The sequence below is a fragment of the Citricoccus parietis genome, assembly GCF_042433045.1.
GTDB lineage: Bacteria > Actinomycetota > Actinomycetes > Actinomycetales > Micrococcaceae > Citricoccus > Citricoccus parietis.
Map to the genome: position 1 here is coordinate 46,523 of NZ_JBHLWH010000001.1, position 21,577 is coordinate 68,099.

At 68.5% G+C, this 21,577-nt stretch carries 18 protein-coding genes and 1 tRNA gene; 5 read left to right on the top strand and 14 right to left on the bottom strand.

Features of this window, described 5'->3' with window-relative positions:
* Nucleotides 1–66: 66 nt before the first annotated feature.
* Nucleotides 67–1,431, bottom strand: a complete 1,365-nt coding sequence (locus ACFFIO_RS00185) for a GNAT family N-acetyltransferase (protein WP_378039718.1) — start codon at nt 1,429–1,431, stop codon at nt 67–69.
* Nucleotides 1,415–4,378 carry a DNA polymerase I gene (gene polA / locus ACFFIO_RS00190; protein WP_446681835.1) on the bottom strand — a complete coding sequence of 988 codons (2,964 nt, stop codon included), beginning with the start codon at nt 4,376–4,378 and terminating at the stop codon, nt 1,415–1,417. The genes ACFFIO_RS00185 and polA overlap by 17 nt, the downstream gene beginning before the upstream one ends.
* Here polA and ACFFIO_RS00195 point away from each other — a divergent pair.
* Nucleotides 4,371–4,955, top strand: a complete 585-nt coding sequence (locus tag ACFFIO_RS00195) for a hotdog fold thioesterase (protein WP_378039719.1) — start codon at nt 4,371–4,373, stop codon at nt 4,953–4,955. The two genes, polA and ACFFIO_RS00195, sit on opposite strands and share 8 nt — an antisense overlap.
* A gap of 294 nt (nt 4,956–5,249) precedes the next feature.
* Here the strand turns inward: ACFFIO_RS00195 and ACFFIO_RS00200 are convergent, their stop codons facing one another.
* A complete protein-coding gene (locus tag ACFFIO_RS00200) occupies nt 5,250–5,390 on the bottom strand; it encodes a hypothetical protein (RefSeq protein ID WP_378039720.1) in 141 nt (46 codons plus the stop codon).
* A 310-nt stretch (nt 5,391–5,700) separates the two neighbouring features.
* Nucleotides 5,701–5,874, bottom strand: a complete 174-nt coding sequence (locus ACFFIO_RS00205) for a hypothetical protein (RefSeq protein ID WP_378039721.1) — start codon at nt 5,872–5,874, stop codon at nt 5,701–5,703.
* 326 nt (nt 5,875–6,200) lie between these two features.
* On the opposite strand from ACFFIO_RS00205, the gene ACFFIO_RS00210 reads away from it, so the two are divergent.
* Nucleotides 6,201–6,758: a DUF4190 domain-containing protein gene (locus tag ACFFIO_RS00210; RefSeq protein WP_378039722.1), complete on the top strand. Its 558-nt coding sequence runs from the start codon at nt 6,201–6,203 to the stop codon at nt 6,756–6,758.
* Between the two features lie 124 nt (nt 6,759–6,882).
* On the opposite strand, the gene ACFFIO_RS00215 is transcribed toward ACFFIO_RS00210, so the two are convergent.
* A complete protein-coding gene (locus ACFFIO_RS00215; RefSeq protein ID WP_378039723.1) occupies nt 6,883–7,065 on the bottom strand; it encodes a hypothetical protein in 183 nt (60 codons plus the stop codon).
* A 288-nt stretch (nt 7,066–7,353) separates the two neighbouring features.
* Between ACFFIO_RS00215 and ACFFIO_RS00220 the strand changes: the two genes are divergently transcribed.
* Both ACFFIO_RS00220 and ACFFIO_RS00225 read left to right on the top strand, forming a co-directional pair.
* A complete protein-coding gene (locus tag ACFFIO_RS00220; protein ID WP_378039724.1) occupies nt 7,354–7,782 on the top strand; it encodes a tyrosine-type recombinase/integrase in 429 nt (142 codons plus the stop codon).
* Between the two features lie 112 nt (nt 7,783–7,894).
* Entirely contained in the window at nt 7,895–8,161 is a 267-nt protein-coding gene (locus ACFFIO_RS00225) for a hypothetical protein (RefSeq protein ID WP_378039725.1), read from the top strand.
* Nucleotides 8,162–8,197: 36 nt separating this feature from the next.
* Here the strand turns inward: ACFFIO_RS00225 and ACFFIO_RS00230 are convergent.
* A tRNA-Leu gene (locus tag ACFFIO_RS00230) sits at nt 8,198–8,282 on the bottom strand.
* Nucleotides 8,283–8,419: 137 nt separating this feature from the next.
* Here ACFFIO_RS00230 and ACFFIO_RS00235 point away from each other — a divergent pair.
* Entirely contained in the window at nt 8,420–9,037 is a 618-nt protein-coding gene (locus ACFFIO_RS00235; protein ID WP_378039726.1) for an ANTAR domain-containing response regulator, read from the top strand.
* Nucleotides 9,038–9,090: 53 nt separating this feature from the next.
* Here ACFFIO_RS00235 and pyk read toward each other — a convergent pair whose 3' ends face one another.
* The 8 genes from pyk to ACFFIO_RS00275 all read right to left on the bottom strand — a co-directional run bounded on the left by pyk (nt 9,091) and on the right by ACFFIO_RS00275 (nt 21,456).
* On the bottom strand, nt 9,091–10,584 hold the full coding sequence (pyk, locus tag ACFFIO_RS00240; RefSeq protein WP_378039727.1) for a pyruvate kinase: 1,494 nt from the start codon (nt 10,582–10,584) through the stop codon (nt 9,091–9,093).
* A gap of 53 nt (nt 10,585–10,637) precedes the next feature.
* Nucleotides 10,638–12,128 carry a glutamate synthase subunit beta gene (locus tag ACFFIO_RS00245; RefSeq protein WP_378039728.1) on the bottom strand — a complete coding sequence of 497 codons (1,491 nt, stop codon included), beginning with the start codon at nt 12,126–12,128 and terminating at the stop codon, nt 10,638–10,640.
* Complete coding sequence (gene gltB, locus ACFFIO_RS00250) at nt 12,121–16,785, bottom strand: glutamate synthase large subunit (RefSeq protein ID WP_378039778.1); 4,665 nt, start codon at nt 16,783–16,785, stop codon at nt 12,121–12,123. The genes ACFFIO_RS00245 and gltB overlap by 8 nt, the downstream gene beginning before the upstream one ends.
* Before the next feature lie 252 nt (nt 16,786–17,037).
* Nucleotides 17,038–18,120: a prolipoprotein diacylglyceryl transferase gene (gene lgt / locus ACFFIO_RS00255; protein WP_378039729.1), complete on the bottom strand. Its 1,083-nt coding sequence runs from the start codon at nt 18,118–18,120 to the stop codon at nt 17,038–17,040.
* Complete coding sequence (trpA, locus tag ACFFIO_RS00260) at nt 18,120–18,950, bottom strand: tryptophan synthase subunit alpha (RefSeq protein ID WP_378039730.1); 831 nt, start codon at nt 18,948–18,950, stop codon at nt 18,120–18,122. Before trpA ends, lgt begins: the two co-directional genes overlap by 1 nt.
* Nucleotides 18,950–20,260 carry a tryptophan synthase subunit beta gene (gene trpB, locus ACFFIO_RS00265; RefSeq protein ID WP_378039731.1) on the bottom strand — a complete coding sequence of 437 codons (1,311 nt, stop codon included), beginning with the start codon at nt 20,258–20,260 and terminating at the stop codon, nt 18,950–18,952. The genes trpA and trpB overlap by 1 nt, the downstream gene beginning before the upstream one ends.
* Before the next feature lie 102 nt (nt 20,261–20,362).
* Entirely contained in the window at nt 20,363–21,184 is an 822-nt protein-coding gene (trpC, locus tag ACFFIO_RS00270; protein WP_378039732.1) for an indole-3-glycerol phosphate synthase TrpC, read from the bottom strand.
* Complete coding sequence (locus ACFFIO_RS00275) at nt 21,184–21,456, bottom strand: HGxxPAAW family protein (RefSeq protein ID WP_378039733.1); 273 nt, start codon at nt 21,454–21,456, stop codon at nt 21,184–21,186. The genes trpC and ACFFIO_RS00275 overlap by 1 nt, the downstream gene beginning before the upstream one ends.
* Nucleotides 21,457–21,577: the final 121 nt, after the last annotated feature.

The window sequence follows — 21,577 nt, forward strand, 5'->3', positions numbered from 1 at the left end:
TGGTAGCGCACAGAAAGTGCTCGTTCAGTCTAACGACATTGGCAAGTCTGGGTCAAAGGCAGTCCGTCAGAAACCCGTCATGCAGAACACCGGCCGGTCTTGGGCCAGCAGGGCGGTCAGTTCCGCCGCGGCACCCCGCCGGAGCTCCGTGATCCTCCCGGCTTGCCGCAGCATCTCCGCCGACACCCCGCCGAGGTACACGCTGGAGAGTTCGGCGATGTCCAGGGAGAGGTCCGCCGTCACCGTCTCGAGTTCCGTCTTGGCGTCCCCCACCCGCACGACGCCGGCCGTGCCGCCCTCCACGGTCAGCCGCCAGATCCCGGCGGCATAGCCGAGGGGGTCCGTGACCTCCAGGACCAACTCGCCGTCCCGGTGGTACGGCCGGCCCGTCAGACAGGCCGGAACGTCGAGGATGCGCAGCCACAGCTGGTCCGCATGCCCGGTGGTCTTGACCCGGCGCGGGTCCACCAGCAGGTTCTCGAGCAGCCGGTCGTCCGAGGCGAAGCCCCACTCGACCTTCCGGATGAGGTCCAGGTGGATGAGGTAGTCCCAGATCGCCCGGTAACTGGCGGCGGTGCTCGCCACAAGCACCCCGACCTTGACGGTCGGGACCTTCTGGTCCCAGCCGGTGAACGTGTAGGTGACGTACCCGCGGGGGGTGCCGCCGTCGTCGTGATGCACGGCCGCGAGCACCCCGGTGCCCTTGCCATCGTTCTTGGACATCCAGGTGTCCGTCTCGATCACCGAGTAGGCGGCCGTGCGGCCCACGGCGCCGGGGCTCTGGCGGTGTGCACGGTCGTAGAGGGCCGGCCCCAGGTCCCGCAGGTCCTTCGGCTCGACCATCCTCATGGACCCGGAAACCGGCCCGGCGAGGGCGACCTCACCGCCGGTGTCCACCTCCACCGTGCGTCGGGTGGTGGCCACCCCGAACCCGAACCGCCGGTAGATCGTGGCCTCCGAGGCGCTCAGCGCGGCCACGGGGATCCCGGCAGCGGCGGCTCGGTCCAGTTCGGCGCGCATCATGGCCCTCAGGATGCCCCGGCGGCGATGGGTGGAGCGCACGGTCACGTCCGAGATGAGGAAGCCCTCGATCTCCCGGCCGGGCCCGGTCTGGAGGTTCTTGCTGAAGGAGGCGAAGGTGCCGACCGGCTCCGTGGTCTCCGGTGCCGCCCCGGCCTCATAGACGCCCACATAGGTGCGCTGGTCCTGTGCGTCCAGGTCCAGGACCTGGTCCAGCGCCGCCCCGGTGGGGACCGCCTCGTAGAAGCCCCGCTCGACCGCGGCGATCATGCGGGCACCGCGGGGGTCCTCTGCGGCTGGCCGGCCGGAGGACCGGAAACGGAGCAGGTCCAGGCCGGGCAGGATCTCGGCGGTACGTTCGTCCGTGAACCCGTCCGTGTGCCCGTCAGGCCGATCAGTGGGCTGCATCATGCCAGCTTCGCCCCACGCCCACATTCACGTCCAGGGGTACCGTGAGCTGCGCCGCATGGCCCATCTTGTCCTCCAGCAGGGCGGTGGCCGCCTCCAGCTCGTCGTCCGGGACCTCGAGGATGAGCTCGTCATGCACCTGAAGCAGCATCCGGGAACGCAGGCCCTGCTCGTTGATGGCCAGTTGCACGTCCAGCATGGCCTGCTTGATGATGTCCGCGGCGGAACCCTGGATCGGGGCGTTGAGGGCGGCCCGCTCGGCCATGTCCCGCAACTGGCGGTTGTCACTGTTGAGGTCCGGAAGGTAACGGCGCCGGCCCTTGATCGTGGCCGTGAACCCGTCCTGGCGGGCCTGGGACACCACGTCCTTCAGGTAGTCGCGCACGGCACCGAAGCGATCGAAGTAGCCCTTCATCAGTCCCCGTGCCTCATCCACGGGGATCTGCAGCTGCTTGGACAGCCCGAAGGAGCTCAACCCGTAGGCGAGTCCGTAGCTCATGGCCTTGACCTTGGCCCGCATCTCACCGGAGACGTCTGCCGGGTCCACGCCGAACACCTGCGCTCCGACGAACCGGTGCAGGTCCTCACCGTCCCGGAAGGCCTGGATCAGGGCCTCGTCCTCGGAGAGGTGCGCCATGATCCGCATTTCGATCTGGGAGTAGTCCGCGGTCAGCAGGGTGCCGTAGCCCTCCCCCACCACGAATACGTCGCGGATCTTCCGGCCTGCCTCGGTGCGCACCGGGATGTTCTGCAGGTTCGGGTGCAGGCTGGACAGCCGTCCGGTGGCGGCGGCCGTCTGCGAGTAGGTGGTGTGGATGCGCCCGTCCTCCGCCACGGTGTCCCGCAGCCCCTCCACCGTCTGCCGCAGCTTCGTGGCGTCCCGGTGGAGCATCAGGTTCTCGAGGAAGGGATGCTGGGTCTGGTTCAGCAGGTCGTTGAGGGAGTCGACGTCCGTGGAGTAGCCCGTCTTGGTCTTGCGGGTCTTCGGCATGTCCAGCTTCTCGAACAGCAGGGCCTGCAGCTGCTTCGGGGAGCCGAGGTTGACCTTCTCCCCGCCGGTCACCTCGGAGACCGAGGCCCACGCCGACTCCTGGGCCGCCTCCATGCGCTCGGTGAAGTCGGCGAACAGCCCGTCCAGGACCGGGCGGTCCACGGCGATGCCGGCCAGCTCCATGTCCACCATGACCTCGGCCAGCGGGATCTCCAGGTCCAGCAGCAGCTGCTGGGCGCCACGCTCGATCAGGGCCGGCGAGAAGACCTCGGAGAGCCGGCGCACCATCCATCCCGCCCGAACTGAGGCGGCGGCCCGGGCCTGGAGGGCGGCCCCCTCCGAGGAGGCCCCCGCCTCGACCGCGCTGTCCAGATCCAGTTCCAGCTGGTCCCCGGCCTGGGTCGGGTCGTCCTCCATCTCCAGGGTGGACTGCAGATAGGTCTGCACCAGGGCGTCCAGGCCGTAGCTGCGGCGGTCCGGCTGGATCAGATAGGCGGAGAGCAGGACATCGTCCACGACGCCGGCCAGCACCAGATCCGTCCCGAGTGCGGTCCGGTGCCCGGCCGCGGAGAGCGACTTGGCGACGGCCTTGAGGTCGTAGATCGCCTTCGGGTGGCCCGCCTCCGCGAGGTAGGCCGCAAGCACCCGGCCGGGGCCGGCGTCGGGCGTGGTGTCCTCAGGGGAGGTGCTCCCAGAGGGGAGCCAGAGGTCAACATAGACGGCAGCCTTCGCGGCCTGCCCGGTGTTCGTGCCCGCAGTGCCGGCACCGCCGCTGACCTCTGCCACCAGGGCGGCGCCGATCGCCACGCCGTAGTCGCCGGGGGCCGGGATCTTGCGCTTGGGCAGGATGGCCGGGCCGTCCAGGACGACGTGCACACCCATCAGGTTGGCGGCGTGCTCGGAGAGGAAGGACTCCAGCGCGGCCGCGCCGGCGGCATCCGGGGTGAGGACCGTGAACTCCGGGGTGGCCTCGACCGGGGCGCTCTCCGGCTCGCCCCCGAGGCGCTCAGCCAGGGTGTCGAAGAGGCGCTGGCGCACGGTGTTGAACTGGAGCGCGTCGAAGAGCTCCTCGACCTGCTCGTGGTCCGGGTGGGTGAGCTCGGTGGCTTCGAGGGCCACGGGCAGCTCCATGTCCCGCAGCAGGTGGTTCAGGCGACGGTTGCGCCGGACGTCGTCCGCGTGGTCCCGGAGGGACTGGCCGGCTTTGCCCTTGATCTCGTCGGCGTGCTCGAGCACGTCCTCGACGGTGCCGTAGAGGTTGATCCACTTGGCGGCGGTCTTGGGGCCGACGCCGGGGACGCCAGGCAGGTTGTCCGCGGTCTCGCCGACGAGGGCGGCCAGGTCCGGGTAGCGCTCCGGGGCCACGCCGTACTTCTCGATGATGGCGGCGGCGTCCATGGGCGGGATGTCCGAGACGCCCTTCTTCGGATAGAGCACCGTCGTCTGCTCCGTGATGAGCTGGAAGGCGTCCCGGTCCCCCGAGACCACGCGGGTGTCCCAGCCGGCGGCCTCGGCCTGCGCGGCGAAGGTGGCCACGATGTCATCCGCCTCGAACCCGTCCACCGAGACGGTGGGGATGTTCATGGCCTCCATGACCTTGATGATCAGGTTGATCTGCCCGTGGAACTCCTCGGGCGTCTTCGAGCGGCCGGCTTTGTATTCCGTGTACTCCTCCGAGCGGAACGTGGGGGTGTCCAGGTCGAACGCCACCGCCACGTGCGTGGGCTTCTGCTGGCGGATCATGGTCAGCAGCATGGTGGTGAAGCCGTAGACGGCATTGGTGTGCTGACCGGTGTCCGTGGCGAAGTTGTCCACCGGCAACGCGTAGAAGGCCCGGAAGGCCATGGAGTGGCCATCGATGACCAGCAGGCGCTGGTCGGCGGCCGGTGGCGCGGCGGGGACGGCGGAATCGGGTACGGGATTGCTCGAATCAGTCACGGGTGCCAGCCTAATGGTCATGAACGATGCCCAGACAGCAGCCCCCGCCACATCGCCGGGCACTGCGCCCGCCACACCATCTGCCTCAACACCGACCACGGGGCCGGCGCCCTATGCCTTCGTGCCGGGCACCACCCCGGATCTCAGTCCCGAGGAACGACGGCAGATGATGCTCGACTCCGGGATCCCGGAGGAGCTCCACGACAAGCTGGGCGTGCTGGGCATCAGCCCGCTGGCGGCGAAGATGGGCATCGTGTTCCAGGAGATGACCGTGGCTCGGATGGTGGCCACCATGCCGGTGGCGGGCAACGAGCAGAACGCGGGGCTGCTGCACGGCGGCGCCCACCTGGTCCTCGCCGAGACCCTGGGATCGATCGGCGCCGTGCTGCACACGCAGGGCCAGAAACCGGTGGTGGGGATCGAGATCAGCGCCACCCATCATCGCGGTGCCACGGGCGGCCTGGTCACGGGGACCTGCACGCCGATCCACCTGGGCGGGACGCTGACCACGCATGAGATCGTCATGACCGATGAGCAGGGGAAACGATTGTCCACGGCCAAGATCACGAACATGATCCTGGATCCGAGCCGGCGCTGAGTGGCCGCGGGGACACGGTAAGGATCGAGTACACGGGTGACTTCCATGGCTGGGTCTTACCTCTGCGACTCATCAACGATCAGATACTCGAGGGTGACGGTCGGCAAGATCGCGTCACGATCACCATCGGGAGGCGAGCAGCTACGGAGGAAGTAACTCACCGGGAGGTGACGCCGGCTTCGGACCTCATGAATCAGATCAAAGGCCTCATACACAAAGCAAGGACACGCCAGCAGTTCTACGGCTATTGATCCGCATCTGCCAAAGCTAGATGTCCCCCACACGAAGAGCCCCTCATGATGCGGCGGAGGCGGCTCTGTGTTCGGTGACACATTTGGCTGGCGTGACCGGGCCGCCGGCATCATCGGTGGCGGTCTCGAACGAGTGCTTTGGCCGGTACTTGATGGCCGTGTTGATTTCGTCGATGGCCTCCATCGTGAGGTTGCCGTCGTCGTCTGCCTGCCCATGCCTCCACGATTGCGTCCCGTCAGGAAGGGATGCTTTGCTGCTGGCCAGCGTTCGGGTTGCCCTCGTCCGTGCAGTCCTCGATTCGCCGAGGCTGGAGCCAGACTTGGACGTCGACCGAGAATGCCGTCGGTTCCGGGCGGCGCGCCCAGCCGCGAACGGACACCGGTTGTATCGGCAGGATCCGCTCACCGGTCAGGAAGTCCACCAGGTGGTACACGTAAATGCCCGGGCGATCCCCTCCCTGAGATCCAGGTGTCCTGCACTTCGACAACTTCGGTCACCGATGCCGCCCCGAGGGGCGGTCCCGCAGGGTCTGCGGCATCCCGTGCCGGATGCGAATCTTGCTCGCCCGCTCGTAGTCCCGCAATGCGATCCCGTCCCGATACGCCTGCCCTGTGGAGAAGCCCAAGATGTAGGCCTGGCCGGCCGGCAGTGGAGTCTTGACCTGCATCAGGAAGACCAAGAGCGCCGTCGTACGGCTGAAGGCAGCCGTGATGGGTTTAATCCGTAAGGCAACAGAGTCGACTTCTGGCTAGGAGCAAGGGGACTACCCAGTTGCTATCGAAGAACAGAAGACCGGCCGGGCCGGCGGCGTGCCGGCCGGCAGGGACTTCGACCACGCCGCGCACCCAGACATGAAAATCGCGGCCGACCGCGCCGATAAGTACTTCGACGAACTCGGCGAAGGAAACCAAGAGCAGAACTGACCCGTCATCGTCAGAGCTCGCACCAACAGAAGAGGGAACCCACTTGAGTTACGAACAACCCACCGCGCCCATGCCTCCCGCACAGACCATGCCACCGACGAAGCGCACCAACGGCGTCGGCATCGCCGCCCTCGTCGTCGGCATCATCGCCATCCTGCTGTCCCTGATCCCCGTGGTCGGGATCATCATCGGCGTCGCGGCCGTCGTCCTCGGCATCATCGGGCTCGTCCTGAAGAACCGCGCCAAGGGCATGGCCATCGCTGGCCTCATCCTCGGTGCCGTCGCTGTCATCGTCAGCATCATCGCCACCGTGATCGCAGGTGCCTTCATCAACGAAGTCGACCAGCAGATGAACACTGAGCACACCATCGAGTACAAGGCCACCGTCTCCACCGGCGCCGCCTCAGCTTCCTACGGCACCATCGAGGGCCAGTCCACTGCTGACTTCGAAGGAGAGTGGACCGAGTCCGCCACCGTGACCGGCTTCGACGCTGCCAGCCTCACCATCACCGGCGACCCCATGGCCGAGGACCAGGAACTCACCTGCGAGATCATCGTCAACGGCGAATCCGTCACCACCCAGACCGGTACCAGTATCGTCACCTGCTCCGGGTCCACGATGGACTGATCAACCGCACCACCACGGCGGGGCCCGCGAGCGCACACCACAGCGCCGCGGACCCCAGCTACACCGCCTTCACCGGATCCGGTGAAGCGAGCATCTGGGGTGCCAACCGCCGGCCGTCGAGATCTCAGTCCGCCAGGAGGCCGCGCGGCGGCTCATCAGCCTCGAGCATCTGGCGGAAGCCTTGCCCTGGGCCAGGGACTGTGTCGCCGAGCTCTGGGTCATCCCCATGGTCCTCGCGGATCGCTTCGCCGGCCTCAGTCACCACGAGCGAACCATCCTCCAGCAGCTGGAGCTTCTCCAGCACCATCCCTTACGTCCCGCAGACACCTCAGGGTGAACACCGACACCCACACGAGCACAACAGCATTGGCAAAGACCGAACACGCCGCGGCAACGGCGAGGGCACCGTCCCCAAGAAGCAGCCGACGGCCGGTTCGTCGTCAAGGTCACCGTCAACACTCAAGGCCAACGGGTAGCCCGGTGCCGCAACGTCTACGGTGCCACCGCCGGCGAAGCCCGCCGCAAGGCCCAAGACCTCCGACAGAAGGCTGAAGCCGGAACCCTTCCGGAGGGGCGGCCGCCTACGCTCGAGCAATTGATGCAGCATTGGTTGGACGGGCGAGCCAAGGCCCACGTGGACGACTCCACCATCGGAGACTACGAGTCCATCAACCGGAACTGGATCGTCCCGGTCCTGGGCCACTACCGCCTGGACAAGCTCACCGCGGAGCACATCGAGCTGCTGCATGCCGAGATACGGGAGGCCGGCCGGGCACCCTCCATGGGCCTCAAAGCCCACCGGGTGCTCTCCCTGGTACTGAAGGACGCCGTGCAGCACGGACTGCTCGGCATCAACCCCTGCAGCGGCGTAGACGCCCCCAGGACGTCCAGCGCGCGTAGAGCCACTCGCGGGCGCCGAGGCCGCCAGGATCCTCCAGGAGGCCGCAGGGATACGGAACAGGGCACGCTGGGTCCTCGTCCGCGGCCTCCCCCAGAGCGAGGCCCTCGGCCTGTGCTGGGATAAGGTCAATCTCAAGACCGGCAGCATCCAGATCGAACGCCAGTGGGCACGGCCCCGCGTTGGCGTTCCAGCCCGGTTCAAGGACATCAAGACAGAGCAGTCCGACCACCGCACCGTGAAGCTGCCCGCCACCCTGGTCCGGGCACTCAAGGACCACCGGAAAGTCCAGCTCGCTGAGCGCGTGCAGTTCGGGGCGCCCGCACGGGTCGTGATGGAGATCCTCGGGCACTCCGCGATCAAGCTCTCGATGGACACCTACAGTCACGTGATGCTGGAGCTGATGGCCGACGCCGTCGATCGCGTGGAGACGGTCCTACAGAAGAGTGTCCCCGGACCGGCCGAAGCCGAGATGTTGGAGATGCCCGAACCCGGGAACGAATAAGCCTCGATCCCTTAACAAATAAGGGATCGGGGCTGCTGGTGCCCGAAGTGGGACTTGAACCCACACATCTTTCGATACCGCATTTTGAGTGCGGCGCGTCTGCCAATTCCGCCATTCGGGCTTGCGTACTGCTACAAGGTTGGTGCCGGCCGGAACCGGCCTGACAACCCTACAAGGATACACGTCACGAACACGCTGTGCGTCGTGGCCCGACGTGGAACCGATACGCTGTTCGTTGACCGAGCGCAAGGAGTCTTCATGCCGACCGAACAGAGCGAATCGACCAGCCGCCCCGAGGCGGAGCCCGCGAGACTGCGCGTCGTCGTTGCCGAGGACGAGACCCTCATCCGGGTGGACATCGTGGAGATCCTCACCGGGCAGGGCTATGACGTGGTCGGCGAGGCGGACAACGGCCAGAAGGCCCTGGAACTGGCCACCGAGCTGGAGCCGGACGTGGTCCTGATGGACGTCAAGATGCCCGTGATGGACGGCATCACCGCCGCCGAGCACATCGCCCAGGCCAAGATCGCCCCCGTGGTGCTCCTGACGGCCTTCAGTCAGCGGGAGCTGGTGGAGCGGGCCCGAGAGGCCGGGGCCATGGCCTACGTGGTCAAGCCGTTCAACGAGAACGACCTCGTGCCCGCGATCGAGTTGGCGGTGGCCCGCTTCGACGAGCTCAGGGCGCTTGAGGAGGAGGTCTCCGACCTCGCCGAGCAGTTCGCCACCCGCAAGCTCGTGGACCGCGCCAAGTCACTGTTGACGACCACCCTCAACCTGTCCGAGCCGGAGGCCTTCCGGTGGATCCAGAAGAGCTCCATGGACCGGCGGCTGAGCATGCGCGAGGTCGCCCAGACGGTCATCGACCAGATGGGCTGACCTCGCGCTCACGCTCGGTCACACGCAGGTCATATGCAGGCTCACGCCCACCGTCACAGGGGCGAACGCGCCGGCCACATCCCGACCCGCTCGGCGTTCGGCCGTGGGTAGCCCTCCACGAGTCCCCCGGAATCGTCCAGGTCGCCGATGCGGTGCACCTTGACGATGTTGGTGGACCCGGTCTTCCCGGGAGGGGAACCGGCGGCGATGACCACCAGGTCGTTGACCCCGGCGATGCCCTCCTTCAGCAGTGAACGGTCCACCTGCGCCGTCATCTCATCCGTGGAGTCGGCGAAGGGCACCATCTTCGGCAGCACGCCCCAGGACAGGCACAGGATGTTGTGCGTGTGCTCCACGTGCGTGAACGCGTAGATCATCTGCTGGGGACGCAGCCGGGAGAGCCTCCGGGCGGAGTCGCCCGATTGGGTGAAGGCGGCCAGGTAGCGGACGTCCAACTGGTCGGCGATCTCCACGGCGGCCCGGGTGATGGCCCCGCCGCGGGTCTTCGGCCTGGAGCCCAGCGGACGGATGCGGTCGAGTCCGTGGATCTCGGTGGACTCGATGATCCGTGCCATCGTCTCGACGGTGACCACCGGATACTTGCCCACCGAGGTCTCCCCCGAGAGCATGACGGCATCGGCCCCGTCCAGCACGGCGTTGGCGCAGTCGGAGGCCTCGGCGCGGGTGGGCCGGGGGCTGTCGATCATGGACTCCAGCACCTGGGTGGCCACGATGACGGGCTTGGCCCAGCGGCGGGCCAGCTCGATCGCCCTCTTCTGCACCAGCGGGACATCCTCGAGAGGCAGCTCCACGCCGAGGTCACCGCGGGCCACCATGATGGCGTCGAACGCGTCCACGATCCCGTGCAGCGCCTCCACGGCCTGGGGCTTCTCGATCTTGGCGATCACCGGGACCCGTCGGCCCTTCTCATCCATGATCTCGTGCACCCGCTGGACGTCCTCGGCGGAGCGGACGAAGGACAGGGCGATCATGTCCACGCCCAGGTCCAGGGCCCAGCGCAGGTCGTCCTCGTCCTTCTCGGACAGGGCGGGGACATTCACGGCCACACCGGGCAGGTTGATGCCCTTGTTGTTGGACACCGTTCCCGGGACCACCACCTCGGTCACGACGTCGGTCCCGGTCACCTCTACGGCACGCAGGGCGACCTTGCCGTCGTCGATCAGCAGGGCGTCCCCGGCCTTGACGTCGTCGGGCAACCCCTTGAAGGTGGTGCCGCAGCGTTCCGCGGTGCCCTCGACCTCCTGCGTGGTGATGGTGAACCGGTCGCCCACCCTCAGCTCGTGCGGTCCGTCGGCGAACCGTCCGAGCCGGATCTTGGGACCCTGCAGGTCCGCGAAGATCGCCACCGGACGGTCCAGGTCCCGGGCCGCCTTCCGGATGTCCGCGTAGGTCTGCTCGTGGACGTCCCAGCTGCCGTGACTCATGTTCATGCGCGCGACATCGACCCCCGCGGCGATCAGGTCCTTGGTGTTCTGGTATCCCTCATTGGCCGGGCCGAACGTGGCGACGATCTTCGCGTGTCTCATGTTCCCAGCCTAACGAGCCGAACTGACGTTGAGGTGAACAACCGTGGCAACTCTCAGACCGACATGGCTCGATCCGTCGGCTCCACCGGGGACGGCAGCCGGGTCCAGGTCTCGAGCGACTCGTCCACGGCCTTCGCGCAGGCCCGTCCCTCGGCGATGGCCCACACCACGAGCGAGGCACCGCGCCCGGCATCGCCGGCCACGAAGACCCCCGGAGTGTCGGTCTCGTAGCGGTGGTCCCGCTTGACCAGTCCCCGTTCGAGCACGACGCCGGCGTGACCCTCTCCGGAGGTCAGTCCGGCATCCTCCACCCCGGTGAACCCCAGTGCCAGCAGCACCAGGTCCGCGGGGATCTCCCGTTCGGTGCCGGGCTTGGGTACGCGGCGGCCGTCCGGCAGGTACTCAGTCTCGGCCACGCGCACGGCCCGGACCCGCTCCACGCCGTCGGCGCCCACCTCGCCCAGGAACTCGACCGTGGAGGCCAGGTACTCGCGCGTGCCGCCCTCGGCGTCCGCGGAGGTCACCTCGTAGACCCGCGGCACGGTCGGCCACGGCTGGTCGTCCGGACGTTCCGCGGGCAGCTCCTTGCCGATGGCCAGGGTGGTCACGGACGCGGCCCCGTGGCGGTGAGCCGTGCCGATGCAGTCGGCGCCGGTGTCACCGCCGCCGAGCACCACCACGTGCTTGCCGTCGGCCCGGATCTGAGCAGCAGCCTCCGCCTCGTCCAGTTCTCCGTTCACGGCGCGGTTGGACTGCACCAGGTAGTCCATGGCGAAGTGCACACCATCCAGCTGCCGGCCCGTTACGGGCAGGTCACGCGGCACGGGCGCCCCGGTGGCCATGATCACGGCGTCGTAGCGAGACCGCAGCTCGGCCCACGTGATGTCTGTGCCGATGGCCACGTTGGTGCGGAAACGCGTCCCCTCGGCCTCCATCTGCTCGATCCGGCGGTCCAGGATGTCCTTCTCCATCTTGAAGTCCGGGATCCCGTACCGCAGCAGGCCGCCGACCCTCCCGTCCCGCTCGTAGACGGCCACGGTGAAGCCGGCCCGCGTCAGCTGCTGGGCGGCGGCCAGCCCGGTGGGGCCGGAGCCGACGACGGCCACGGTGTGACCGTTGAGCCGCTGCGGGACCACGGGGTCGAGCCAGTCGTTGTCGAAGGCCGCGTCCGCGATGGACACCTCGGTCTGCTTGATCGTCACGGCGGGCTGGTTGATGCCCAGCACGCAGGACGACTCGCAGGGTGCCGGGCAGATGCGGCCGGTGACCTCGGGGAAGTTGTTGGTGGCGTGCAGCCGGGCAGCAGCCTCCTCCCACCGGCCCCGGCGGACCAGGTCGTTCCACTCGGGGATGAGGTTCCCGAGGGGGCAGCCCTGGTGACAGAACGGCACGCCGCAGTCCATGCAGCGTCCGGCCTGTGTCCGGATGACGGCCTCGTCCTGGCGGACATAGACGTCCTTGAAGTCCAGGATGCGCACGGGTACCGGCCGGGACGGCCGGTCCTGCCGTTCACGGGTGTTCAGGAATCCACGGGGATCAGCCACGGGTAGCCTCCACAATCCGACCCCAGGCGGCGTCGCCGTCCGGGTCTAGTCCTTCGTCGATGACGGCCGCACGCGTCTTCAGCACGGCGTCGTAGGTGGCCGGCAGCACGGTGGTGAAGCGTGCCATCACCGCCTCCGGGTCTGCCTCCAGGTCGGAGAGCAGGTGAGCGGCCACCGGCGAGCCGGTCTCCGCACGGTGGAGCTCCAGCAGGCCGATGATGGCCTCGCGGTCCTCGGCCCGCGGCTCGAGCAGCAACAGATCGTGCTGCTCCACCGCCAGTGGATTCAGCGTGGTCTCGTCCAGGTCCAGGACCCAGGCGGTGCCACCGGACATGCCGGCCCCGAAGTTGCGGCCGGTCCGGCCGAGGATCAGGGCCTGTCCCCCGGTCATGTACTCGCAGCCGTGGTCACCGATCCCCTCGACGACGGCGGTGGCCCCTGAGTTGCGGACCAGGAACCGCTCCCCCACGCGTCCGCGCAGGAAGACCTCGCCCGAGGTGGCGCCATAGCCGATGACATTGCCCGCCACCACGTTGTCCTCGGCCGCGAACCCGGCCGAGGCGTCCGGGCGCACGATGATGCGTCCGCCGGACAGGCCCTTGGCCACGTAGTCATTGGCGTCACCCTGCAGCCGGAGTGTGATCCCGGCCGGCAGGAAGGCACCCAGCGACTGACCGGCCTCACCCGTGAGGTTCACGGTGATGGTGTCCGCCGGCAGTTCGTCCAGCAACCGGGCCTTGGTGACGTGGTAGCCGAGCATGGTGCCGGCGGCCCGGTCCGTGTTGACGATCCGCTTGGTGACCTCGACGGGGGTGCCGTTCGCGATGGCGGGCTCGGCCAGGGTGATGAGCTCGTTGTCGAAGTGCTGGTCCAGCTCGTGGTTCTGTCCGTGGGTGTTGGACAGCTGACGGGCCTTGGCCGGATCGGCCGGATCGTATCCGGCCAGGATGCCGCTGAGGTCCAGGTCCTCCGTCTTCCAGTGGTTCCGGGTCGCGTCCCGGTCCAGGACGTCGATGTGGCCGATGGCCTCCTCGATGGACCGGAAGCCGAGCTCGGCCAGGTACTCACGGACCTCCTGGGCGATGAACTCGAAGAAGGTGACCACGAACTCGGGCTGGCCGGTGAACCGGGACCGCAGCTCGGGGTTCTGGGTGGCCACGCCCACCGGGCAGGTGTCCAGGTGGCAGACGCGCATCATGATGCAGCCGGAGACCACCAGCGGTGCGGTGGCGAAGCCAAACTCCTCGGCGCCGAGCAGCGCGGCGATGACCACGTCCCGGCCGGTCTTGAGCTGGCCGTCCACCTGGACCACCACCCGGTCCCGCAGGCCGTTGAGCATCAGGGTCTGCTGGGCCTCGGCGAGGCCCAGCTCCCACGGGGCCCCCGCGTGCTTGAGCGAGTTCAGCGGGGAGGCGCCGGTGCCGCCGTCGTGCCCGGAGATCAGCACGACGTCGGCCTTGGCCTTGGTCACGCCCGCCGCCACGGTGCCCACTCCGGACTCCGAGACGAGCTTGACGTGCACGCGCGCCGCCGGGTTGGACCGCTTCAGGTCATAGATCAGCTCGGCGAGGTCCTCGATCGAGTAGATGTCATGGTGCGGTGGCGGCGAGACCAGGGAGACGCCGGGCGTGGAGTGCCGGGTGGAGGCCACCCAGGGGTACACCTTGGTGCCCATGAGCTGGCCGCCCTCGCCGGGCTTGGCCCCCTGTGCCATCTTGATCTGCAGGTCGTCCGCGGTGGCCAGGTAGAGGCTGGTCACGCCGAAGCGGCCGGAGGCGATCTGCTTGATGGCCGAGCGGCGTTCCGGATCCAGCAGTCGCTCCGGGTCCTCGCCGCCCTCACCGGTGTTGGACTTGCCGCCCAGCCGGTTCATGGCGATCGCGAGGGTCTCGTGGGCCTCCCGGGAGATGGAGCCGTAGCTCATGGCCCCCGTGGAGAAGCGCTTGACGATCTCCGAGACGGGCTCGACCTCGTCCAGCGGCACCGGCTGGCGCACCCCGGTCTTCAGGGTCAGCAGCCCGCGCAGGGTCATCAGGTCCCGGGCCTGCTCGTCCACGCGCTGCGTGTAGTCCTTGAAGATGCCGTACTGGCGGGTCCGGGTGGCGTGCTGGAGCCGGAACACGGTCTCCGGGTTGAACAGGTGCGGTGGCCCGTCCCGGCGCCACTGGTACTCGCCCCCGGTCTCCAGCTCCCGGTACGGATCGATGTCATTGCCGTCCGGTGGGTAGGCCGCCCAGTGGCGCTGTTCGTTCTCGGCGGCGATGACGCCGAGCCCGACCCCGCCCATGGGGGTGTGCGTGCCGGCGAAGTACCGGTCCACGAGGGGCCGTGACAGGCCGATGGCCTCGAACGTCTGGGCCCCGCAGTAGGACGCCACGGTGGAGATGCCCATCTTGGACATGATCTTCTGCACGCCCTTGCCGAGCGCCTTGATGAGGTTGGCGACAGCCTCGGCGCGGGTCACGCCGGTGATGGCCCCGGTACGGACCAGGTCCTCGGCGGACTCCATGGCGAGGTACGGGTTCACCGCGGAGGCACCATAGCCGATGAGCACGGCCACGTGGTGGACCTCGCGCACGTCCCCGGCCTCGACGAGCAGCGAGGCGCGGGTGCGGTTGGCCGAGGACAACAGGTGGTGGTGCACGGCGGAGAGCAACAGCAGGGACGGGATGGGAGCCCACTGGGCATTCGAATCGCGGTCGGAGAGCACGATGTACTGCACGCCGCGGTTCACCGCGGCCGAGACCTGCTCGCAGATCTCGGTGAGCCGGTCACGCAGGCCGGCCGAGCCGCCGTCGACCCGGTACAGGCCACGGACCTTCAGGGCCACCTTGGTGCCCGGCTTGGTTCCGGGCTGATCTCCCGGCTGTTCTCCGCCATCGGACCGCAGGTTGGCGATCTTGGCCAGCTGGTCGTTGTCGATGACCGGGAACTCGAGGTTCACATGGTTCGTCCGCACCCGGTCGGAGGACAGCAGGTTTCCGTCCGGGCCGATCGAGGTCCGCATGGAGGTGACGAGTTCCTCGCGGATGGAGTCCAGCGGCGGGTTCGTGACCTGCGCGAAGGACTGGGTGAAGTAGTCGAACAGCAGCCGCGGCCGCTTCGAGAGCACCGCGATGGGGGTGTCCGTGCCCATGGCCCCCAGGGGCTCCGCACCCTTCTCCGCCATGGGGCCGATGAGCAGCCGCAGCTCCTCGGTGGTGTAGCCGAAGGTGCGCTGGCGGTGCGCCACGGAGGTGGACGAGTAGTTGACGTGCTCGCGCTCAGGTAGGTCGGCGAGATCGATGAGGTTCTCGCGGACCCACTCACGCCACGGGTTGGCCGAGGCCACCTCTGCCTTGACCTCGTTGTCCTCGATTATGCGACCCTCGGCGGTGTCCACGAGGAACATCCGGCCGGGTGCCACGCGGCCCTTGCGGACGATCCGTGAGGGCTCGAGCGGCAGCACCCCGACCTCGGAGGCCAGCACCACGAGCCCGTCATCGGTGACCCAGTAGCGCGCCGGGCGCAGACCGTTGCGGTCCAGCACGGCACCGACCTGGCGGCCGTCGGTGAAGGCCACGGCGGCGGGGCCGTCCCACGGCTCCATGAGCATGGAGTGGTACTCGTAGAACGCCCGGCGGTCCGGGTCCATGGACTCGTGGTTCTCCCACGCCTCCGGGATCATCATCATGACCACGTGGCTCAGGGGCCGGCCGGCGAGCATCAGCAGCTCGGCGACCTCGTCGAAGTTCGCGGAGTCCGAGGCGCCCGGGGTGCAGATCGGGTACAGCTTCTCCGGTTCCTCGCCGAGCACCGAGGAGGCCAGCTGGGACTGGCGGGCGCGCATCCAGTTCCGGTTGCCCTTGACCGTGTTGATCTCGCCGTTGTGGGCGATGGCCCGGAACGGCTGGGCCAGCGGCCAGGACGGGAAGGTGTTGGTGGAGAAGCGGGAGTGCACCACGGCCAGGGCGGTGGCGAAGCGCTCGTCCGAGAGATCGGGATAGAACGGCTCGAGCTGGGCCGTGGACAGCATCCCCTTGTAGACGATCGTCTGTGTGGACAGGGAGGGGAAGTAGACCCCGAACTTGTTCTGGGTGCGCTTGCGGACCCGGAAGACGCGGGCGTCCAGCGAGTCGCCGGCCGTGGTCCCCACCGAGGGGTCCAGGGCGAGGAACAGCTGGGAGAAGTGGGGCATCACCGCTCGAGCCGAGGTACCGAGGACTTCGGTGTCCACCGGGACGTCGCGCCAGCCCAGGACCACGAGGCCCTCCTCGGCGGCGCGCTCCTGGATGCCATCCACACACTCACGGCGCTCGGCCGCGTCCTGCGGCAGGAACGCCGTGCCGGCGGCGTACTCACCGGCGGCCGGCAGATCGAAGTCGACGACGTCGCGGAAGAACGCATCCGGGATCTGCAGCAGCAGTCCGGCCCCGTCTCCGGTTCCGTCATCCCCGCCGACGCCGCCGCGGTGTTCGAGATTGCGCAGCGCCACGAGGGCGTGCTGCACGATGTCGTGCCCGGGGGTGCCCCGCAGGGTCGAGATGACTGCCAGGCCGCAGTTGTCGGTCTCCGTGTCGGGTCGGTACAGGCCCTGCTCGGCGGGGATCGCGGAGAACCGGTTGAAGGGGTTCTTCGGGTCCCGGGCCAAGGCGTCCTGAGCCGAGTCGTCCGGCATCGGGCGGACGGCTTGCGCCGGCGCGGCGGACTCCACAGGGTCCCCAGCCTCGGCGGGCTGGCCCTGAGGAGGGCGGACGTACTGGTCGTCGCGGCGCAATGTCATGAGATTCCTTCCGTTGCGCAGGGGTTCTGCTGCGGTGGAAGGGGACATCATCGGCCCCTATGACGAGAGATGAACAGACGGTTTCGCCCGCTTCACCTCACGTCAATGCAGTGGAGTCGATACTACCGAGGCGCGAGGCCGTCCATCTCATTTTTCGGTCGGATCGGCCACTTTTTTTGTTTCGGCTGCGTTAACTTTCGTCCCGTCGACGGCTGGCTCGACTGGCTCGGCTGGATCCGCCGCCCCTGCGGCCGTCGCGGACTCAGCCGTGGAGCCGGTCTCGGTCGCAGTCTCAGTCCCGGTCTCGGTCGCAGGCTCAGTCTCGGTCTCCTCGATCGGCTCACGGCCCGCACGCCACACCGAATCGGCCTCGGCCTTCGCCTCGGCGGTCTTCGGCCGGGTGAGACCCAGGTAGATGAGGAAGCCGATGGCAATCAGCAACATCAGCAGCGAGGTCCACACGTTCAGGCGCTGGGTGGTGCCGAAGAGCGTGATCATCTCCGCATCGTCGATCCGGAGCATCTCGATCCAGGTGCGGCCGGCCGTGTACCAGGCGACGTAGGACCAGACCATCATGCCGCGGCGCAGCTGCAGCCTGCGGTCGATCAGCAGCAGCAGGGCCACCCCCAGCAGGTTCCACAGCATCTCGTAGGCGAACGTGGGGTGGAAGAGGGTGCCCTCGAGGGCACCGGCGGGAAAGTTCGGGTGGTCGGCGGCCACCTGCAGGCCCCAGGGCGCCGTGGTGGGGCCGCCGAAGAGTTCCTGGTTGAAGTAATTGCCGAGCCGGCCGATGGCCTGGGCGAGCAGCACGCCGGGCGCCACCACGTCGGCATAGGCCGAGATCTTGAAACCGTAGCGGCGGCAGGCGATCCATGCGCCCACGGCGCCCAGGGCGACGGCGCCCCAGATCCCGAGGCCGCCCTCCCAGACCCGCCAGATCTTGGTCAGGTCACCTGTGCCGTCGAAGTTGGGGCCGAAATAGGCATCCGGGGACGAGACCACGTGGTAGAGCCGAGCGCCGACCAGGCCGAAGACGATGGCCCAGATCGAGATGTCGATGATGCTGCCCTCTGGGCCGCCACGGGCCTTCCAGCGCCGCGAGGCCAGCCAGAGGCCCACGATCATCCCGGCCACGATGCACAGCGCATAGGCGTGGATTGTGACGGGACCGATATCGAAGCCGTCCCAGACCGGGGCGGGGATGGCAGCTGTGGTCAGCGCACCGTACATCAGGCGTCTCCTCGGGAGTTCTTCACGGCGCCCGTGGCCAGTTCGGCCGCCAGGGTCCCGACGGCGGCCGGGCCACCGTCCCGCAGGGCCACCACCAGTGCGGTGCCCACGATCGCACCGTCGGCATACGCACCGATCTCACGGATGTGCTCGGCTTTCGAGATGCCCAGGCCGACCGCGACCCGAGGTGCCCCGGCGGCGTGCGCCCGGGCGACGACGTTCTCGGCGGCCGTGGAGACCTCGGAGCGGGCTCCGGTGACGCCCATGACGGAGACGCCGTAGACGAAGCCCCGCGAGGACTCGGTGATCAGCTTCACGCGCTCGTCCGTGGAACTCGGCGCGGTCAGGAAGATCCGGTCCAGTCCGTAGCGGTCGGAGGCCTCGAACCACGCTCCGGCCTCCTCCGGCACCAGGTCCGGCGTGACGATGCCGGCACCCCCGGCTTCGGCCAGCCGGCGGGCGAAGGTCTCCACGCCCATCCGGTCGACGATGTTCCAGTAGGTCATGACCACCACCGCGGCGTCAGTGCGTTGCGTGACGGCGCGGATGATGTCGAAGACCGCATCGATCCGGAAGCCATCGGCCAGCACCTGGCTCGTGGCGGCCTGGATGACCGGCCCGTCCATCACCGGGTCCGAGTAGGGGATGCCGATCTCGATAACGTCGGCACCGTTGTTGCCCAAGGCGACGGCCGCCTCGATCGAGTCCTCGACGGTCGGGAAGCCGGCGGGGAGGTAGCCGATGAAGGCGGTGCGGCCGGCGTCGCGCGCGGCCTCGATGCTCTCGGTGGTCAGCGATCGGATCTGCTGTCCGGTGTTCTGCTCGGTCATCAGTTCTGCGCTCCTTCGGGGCGGGCGGCCACGGCCTCCGCGTCGCCGCCCTCGGGGGTCGGGGCGACCGGCAGCATGCCGAAGTACTTCGCCGCCGTCGCCACGTCCTTGTCACCACGTCCGGACAGGCTGACGACGATGATCTTTTCCTCACCAACGGCGGTGCCTGCACTGACGACGCCCTCGTCCGCCCAGCGCTGCGCCAGGCGCAGGGCACCGGCCAGGGCGTGGGCGGACTCGATGGCCGGCACGATGCCCTCGGTGCGGCACAGCCGCTGGAAGGCGTCCATGCACTCGGCATCGTCCACGGGCTCGTAGGTGGCCCGGCCGGTGTCATTGAGCCAGGCGTGCTCGGGGCCGACGGCCGGGTAGTCGAGGCCGGCCGAGATCGAGTGTGAATCGATGGTCTGGCCGTCCTCGTCCTGCATCAGGTAGGTGCGGGCGCCGTGGAGCACACCGGTGCGGCCCAGGTTGATCGACGCGGCGTGCTCGCCCGTGCTGATCCCCTTGCCACCGGCCTCCAGGCCGTAGAGCTCCACACCGGAGTCGTCCAGGAAGGCGTGGAAGAGACCCATGGCGTTCGAGCCCCCGCCGACGCAGGCACACACGGCGTCCGGCAGCCGACCGGCCTGCGCGAGGATCTGCTCGCGGGCCTCCTCGCCGATGACCGAGTGGAAGTAGCGGACCATGGCCGGAAACGGGGCCGGCCCGGTGACGGTGCCCAGCAGGTAGTGGGTGGTGTCCACGGAGGCGACCCAATCGCGCAGGGCCTCGTTGATGGCGTCCTTGAGCGTGCGGGCGCCGGTGGTCACGGGGATGACGGTGGCACCGAGCATCTCCATGCGGGCGACGTTGAGCGCCTGGCGCTGGGTATCCACCTCGCCCATGTAGACGGTGCACTCCAGGCCGAACAGGGCCGCGGCCGTGGCGGTGGCCACGCCGTGCTGACCGGCACCGGTCTCCGCGATGAGGCGGGTCTTGCCCATCCGGCGGGCCAGCAGGGCCTGCCCGATCACGTTGTTGATCTTGTGGGACCCGGTGTGGTTGAGGTCCTCACGCTTGAGGAAGATCCGCACACCCGGGGAATCCTGGGCGAAACGCGGCACCTCGGTCAGCAGGGACGGCCGGTTCACGTAATTCGTGAACAGGTCCTGCAGCTCGGCCGTGAACTCCGGATCGTTCCGGGCCTCGGTGAAGGTCCGGTCCACTTCCTCAAGTGCGGCGATCAGGGATTCGGGCATCCAGCGCCCGCCGTAGGGGCCGAAGTACGGCCCCGGCTGGTTCTGGTAGCTCCCGGTGTGCTCAATCATCGTACGTTCCAGTCTGTATTCGGGTACTTCCGGAGATTCGGGGGTACGTCAGGGATGCGTCAGGAGGGAGGCGCGGCGCGTGCGCCTCGGGATCCGGACACGTCAGCCGCGGACGGCCAGCGAGGCGGTGCGGAAGTCGCGGATGGCCTGCGTCGGGTCGCCGTGCTTGACGAGGGCCTCACCGACCAGGACGGCGTCGGCCCCGTCCCGGGCGTAGTCGGCCACCTGCTCCGGCCCCTGGACGCCGGATTCGGCGATCCGGACCACGTCCTCGGGCAGGTGCGGGGCGAGGGTGGCATAGTTCCGCGGATCCACGTCCAGGGTCTTGAGGTTGCGGACGTTGACACCGACGATCCTGGCGCCCACGGCCACGGCACGCTCGATCTCCTCGACCGTGTGGGCCTCGACCAGGGCGTTCATCCCCAGTTCATGGGTGACGGCCAGGTACTCCGCCAGCTGTGCGTCGTCCAGGGCGGCCACGATGAGCAGGACCAGGTCCGCCCCGTGGGCCCGGGCCTCGTGGATCATGTACTCGTCCACCGTGAAGTCCTTGCGCAGCACCGGGATGTCCACGGCCGTCCGGACGGCGTCCAGGTCAGCGAGTGAGCCGCCGAAGCGGTGCTGCTCTGTCAACACGGAGATGGCGGACGCCCCACCGGCCTCATACCTCCGGGCCAGGTCAGCCGGGGAGGCGATGTCCGCCAGGGCCCCCTTGGAGGGGCTGGACCGCTTGACCTCGGACAGGATGCGGATGCCCTGCGGGTCGAGGCGTCCCCCGCCGAGGGCGGCGTAGGCGTCCCGGGCCGGAGCCCGGTCCGTGGCCTCGGCCGCGAGAATCCGGACGGCGTCCAGGGAGACCGTACGGCGGCGCTCGGCGAGGTCGGCGCGGACCCCGACGATGATCTCGTCGAGAACGGTGGCCATCAGTGCCGGGCGGGCTCGGCGTGACCCTTGGTGCCCTTGCCGGCCTTGCCCATGATGAATCCGGCGACGAGTCCGGCCACCGCGACGACGGCACCGGCGATGACCAGGACGATCAGGTCGGCCAGCATGCCGACGCCGACCAGCAGGGTTCCGGCGAGGATCAGCAGCACCAGCGTCCACGCGGCCGGCGAGTTGCCGTGGCCGAGGGGCTCGGCGTGAGTCGGGTCATTCAGGACGAGGTCGTCGTCAGTGGTGCGGTGCGAGGTGGTCATGGACCGTCCCTTTCGTTCCAGGTATATCCAGGTCTATCCAGGCCAGCACTGCCCGCGTTCCAGGCGTGCGGCAGCTGATCAGGTCTGTGCCTCATTCTGCCACGGAAGTCCGTGCCGGACC

What these genes read in the sequence shown, in the direction of transcription:
- ACFFIO_RS00185 (WP_378039718.1), bottom strand. Translation starts at nt 1,431, where the DNA reads ATGATGCAGCCCACTGATCGGCCTGACGGGCACACGGACGGGTTCACG.
- ACFFIO_RS00195 (WP_378039719.1), top strand. Translation starts at nt 4,371, where the DNA reads ATGGTCATGAACGATGCCCAGACAGCAGCCCCCGCCACATCGCCGGGC.
- polA (WP_446681835.1), bottom strand. Translation starts at nt 4,378, where the DNA reads ATGACCATTAGGCTGGCACCCGTGACTGATTCGAGCAATCCCGTACCC.
- ACFFIO_RS00200 (WP_378039720.1), bottom strand. Translation starts at nt 5,390, where the DNA reads ATGGAGGCCATCGACGAAATCAACACGGCCATCAAGTACCGGCCAAAG.
- ACFFIO_RS00205 (WP_378039721.1), bottom strand. Translation starts at nt 5,874, where the DNA reads ATGCAGGTCAAGACTCCACTGCCGGCCGGCCAGGCCTACATCTTGGGC.
- ACFFIO_RS00210 (WP_378039722.1), top strand. Translation starts at nt 6,201, where the DNA reads ATGCCTCCCGCACAGACCATGCCACCGACGAAGCGCACCAACGGCGTC.
- ACFFIO_RS00215 (WP_378039723.1), bottom strand. Translation starts at nt 7,065, where the DNA reads ATGGTGCTGGAGAAGCTCCAGCTGCTGGAGGATGGTTCGCTCGTGGTG.
- ACFFIO_RS00235 (WP_378039726.1), top strand. Translation starts at nt 8,420, where the DNA reads ATGCCGACCGAACAGAGCGAATCGACCAGCCGCCCCGAGGCGGAGCCC.
- pyk (WP_378039727.1), bottom strand. Translation starts at nt 10,584, where the DNA reads ATGAGACACGCGAAGATCGTCGCCACGTTCGGCCCGGCCAATGAGGGA.
- gltB (WP_378039778.1), bottom strand. Translation starts at nt 16,785, where the DNA reads ATGCCGGACGACTCGGCTCAGGACGCCTTGGCCCGGGACCCGAAGAAC.
- lgt (WP_378039729.1), bottom strand. Translation starts at nt 18,120, where the DNA reads ATGTACGGTGCGCTGACCACAGCTGCCATCCCCGCCCCGGTCTGGGAC.
- trpA (WP_378039730.1), bottom strand. Translation starts at nt 18,950, where the DNA reads ATGACCGAGCAGAACACCGGACAGCAGATCCGATCGCTGACCACCGAG.
- trpB (WP_378039731.1), bottom strand. Translation starts at nt 20,260, where the DNA reads ATGATTGAGCACACCGGGAGCTACCAGAACCAGCCGGGGCCGTACTTC.
- trpC (WP_378039732.1), bottom strand. Translation starts at nt 21,184, where the DNA reads ATGGCCACCGTTCTCGACGAGATCATCGTCGGGGTCCGCGCCGACCTC.
- ACFFIO_RS00275 (WP_378039733.1), bottom strand. Translation starts at nt 21,456, where the DNA reads ATGACCACCTCGCACCGCACCACTGACGACGACCTCGTCCTGAATGAC.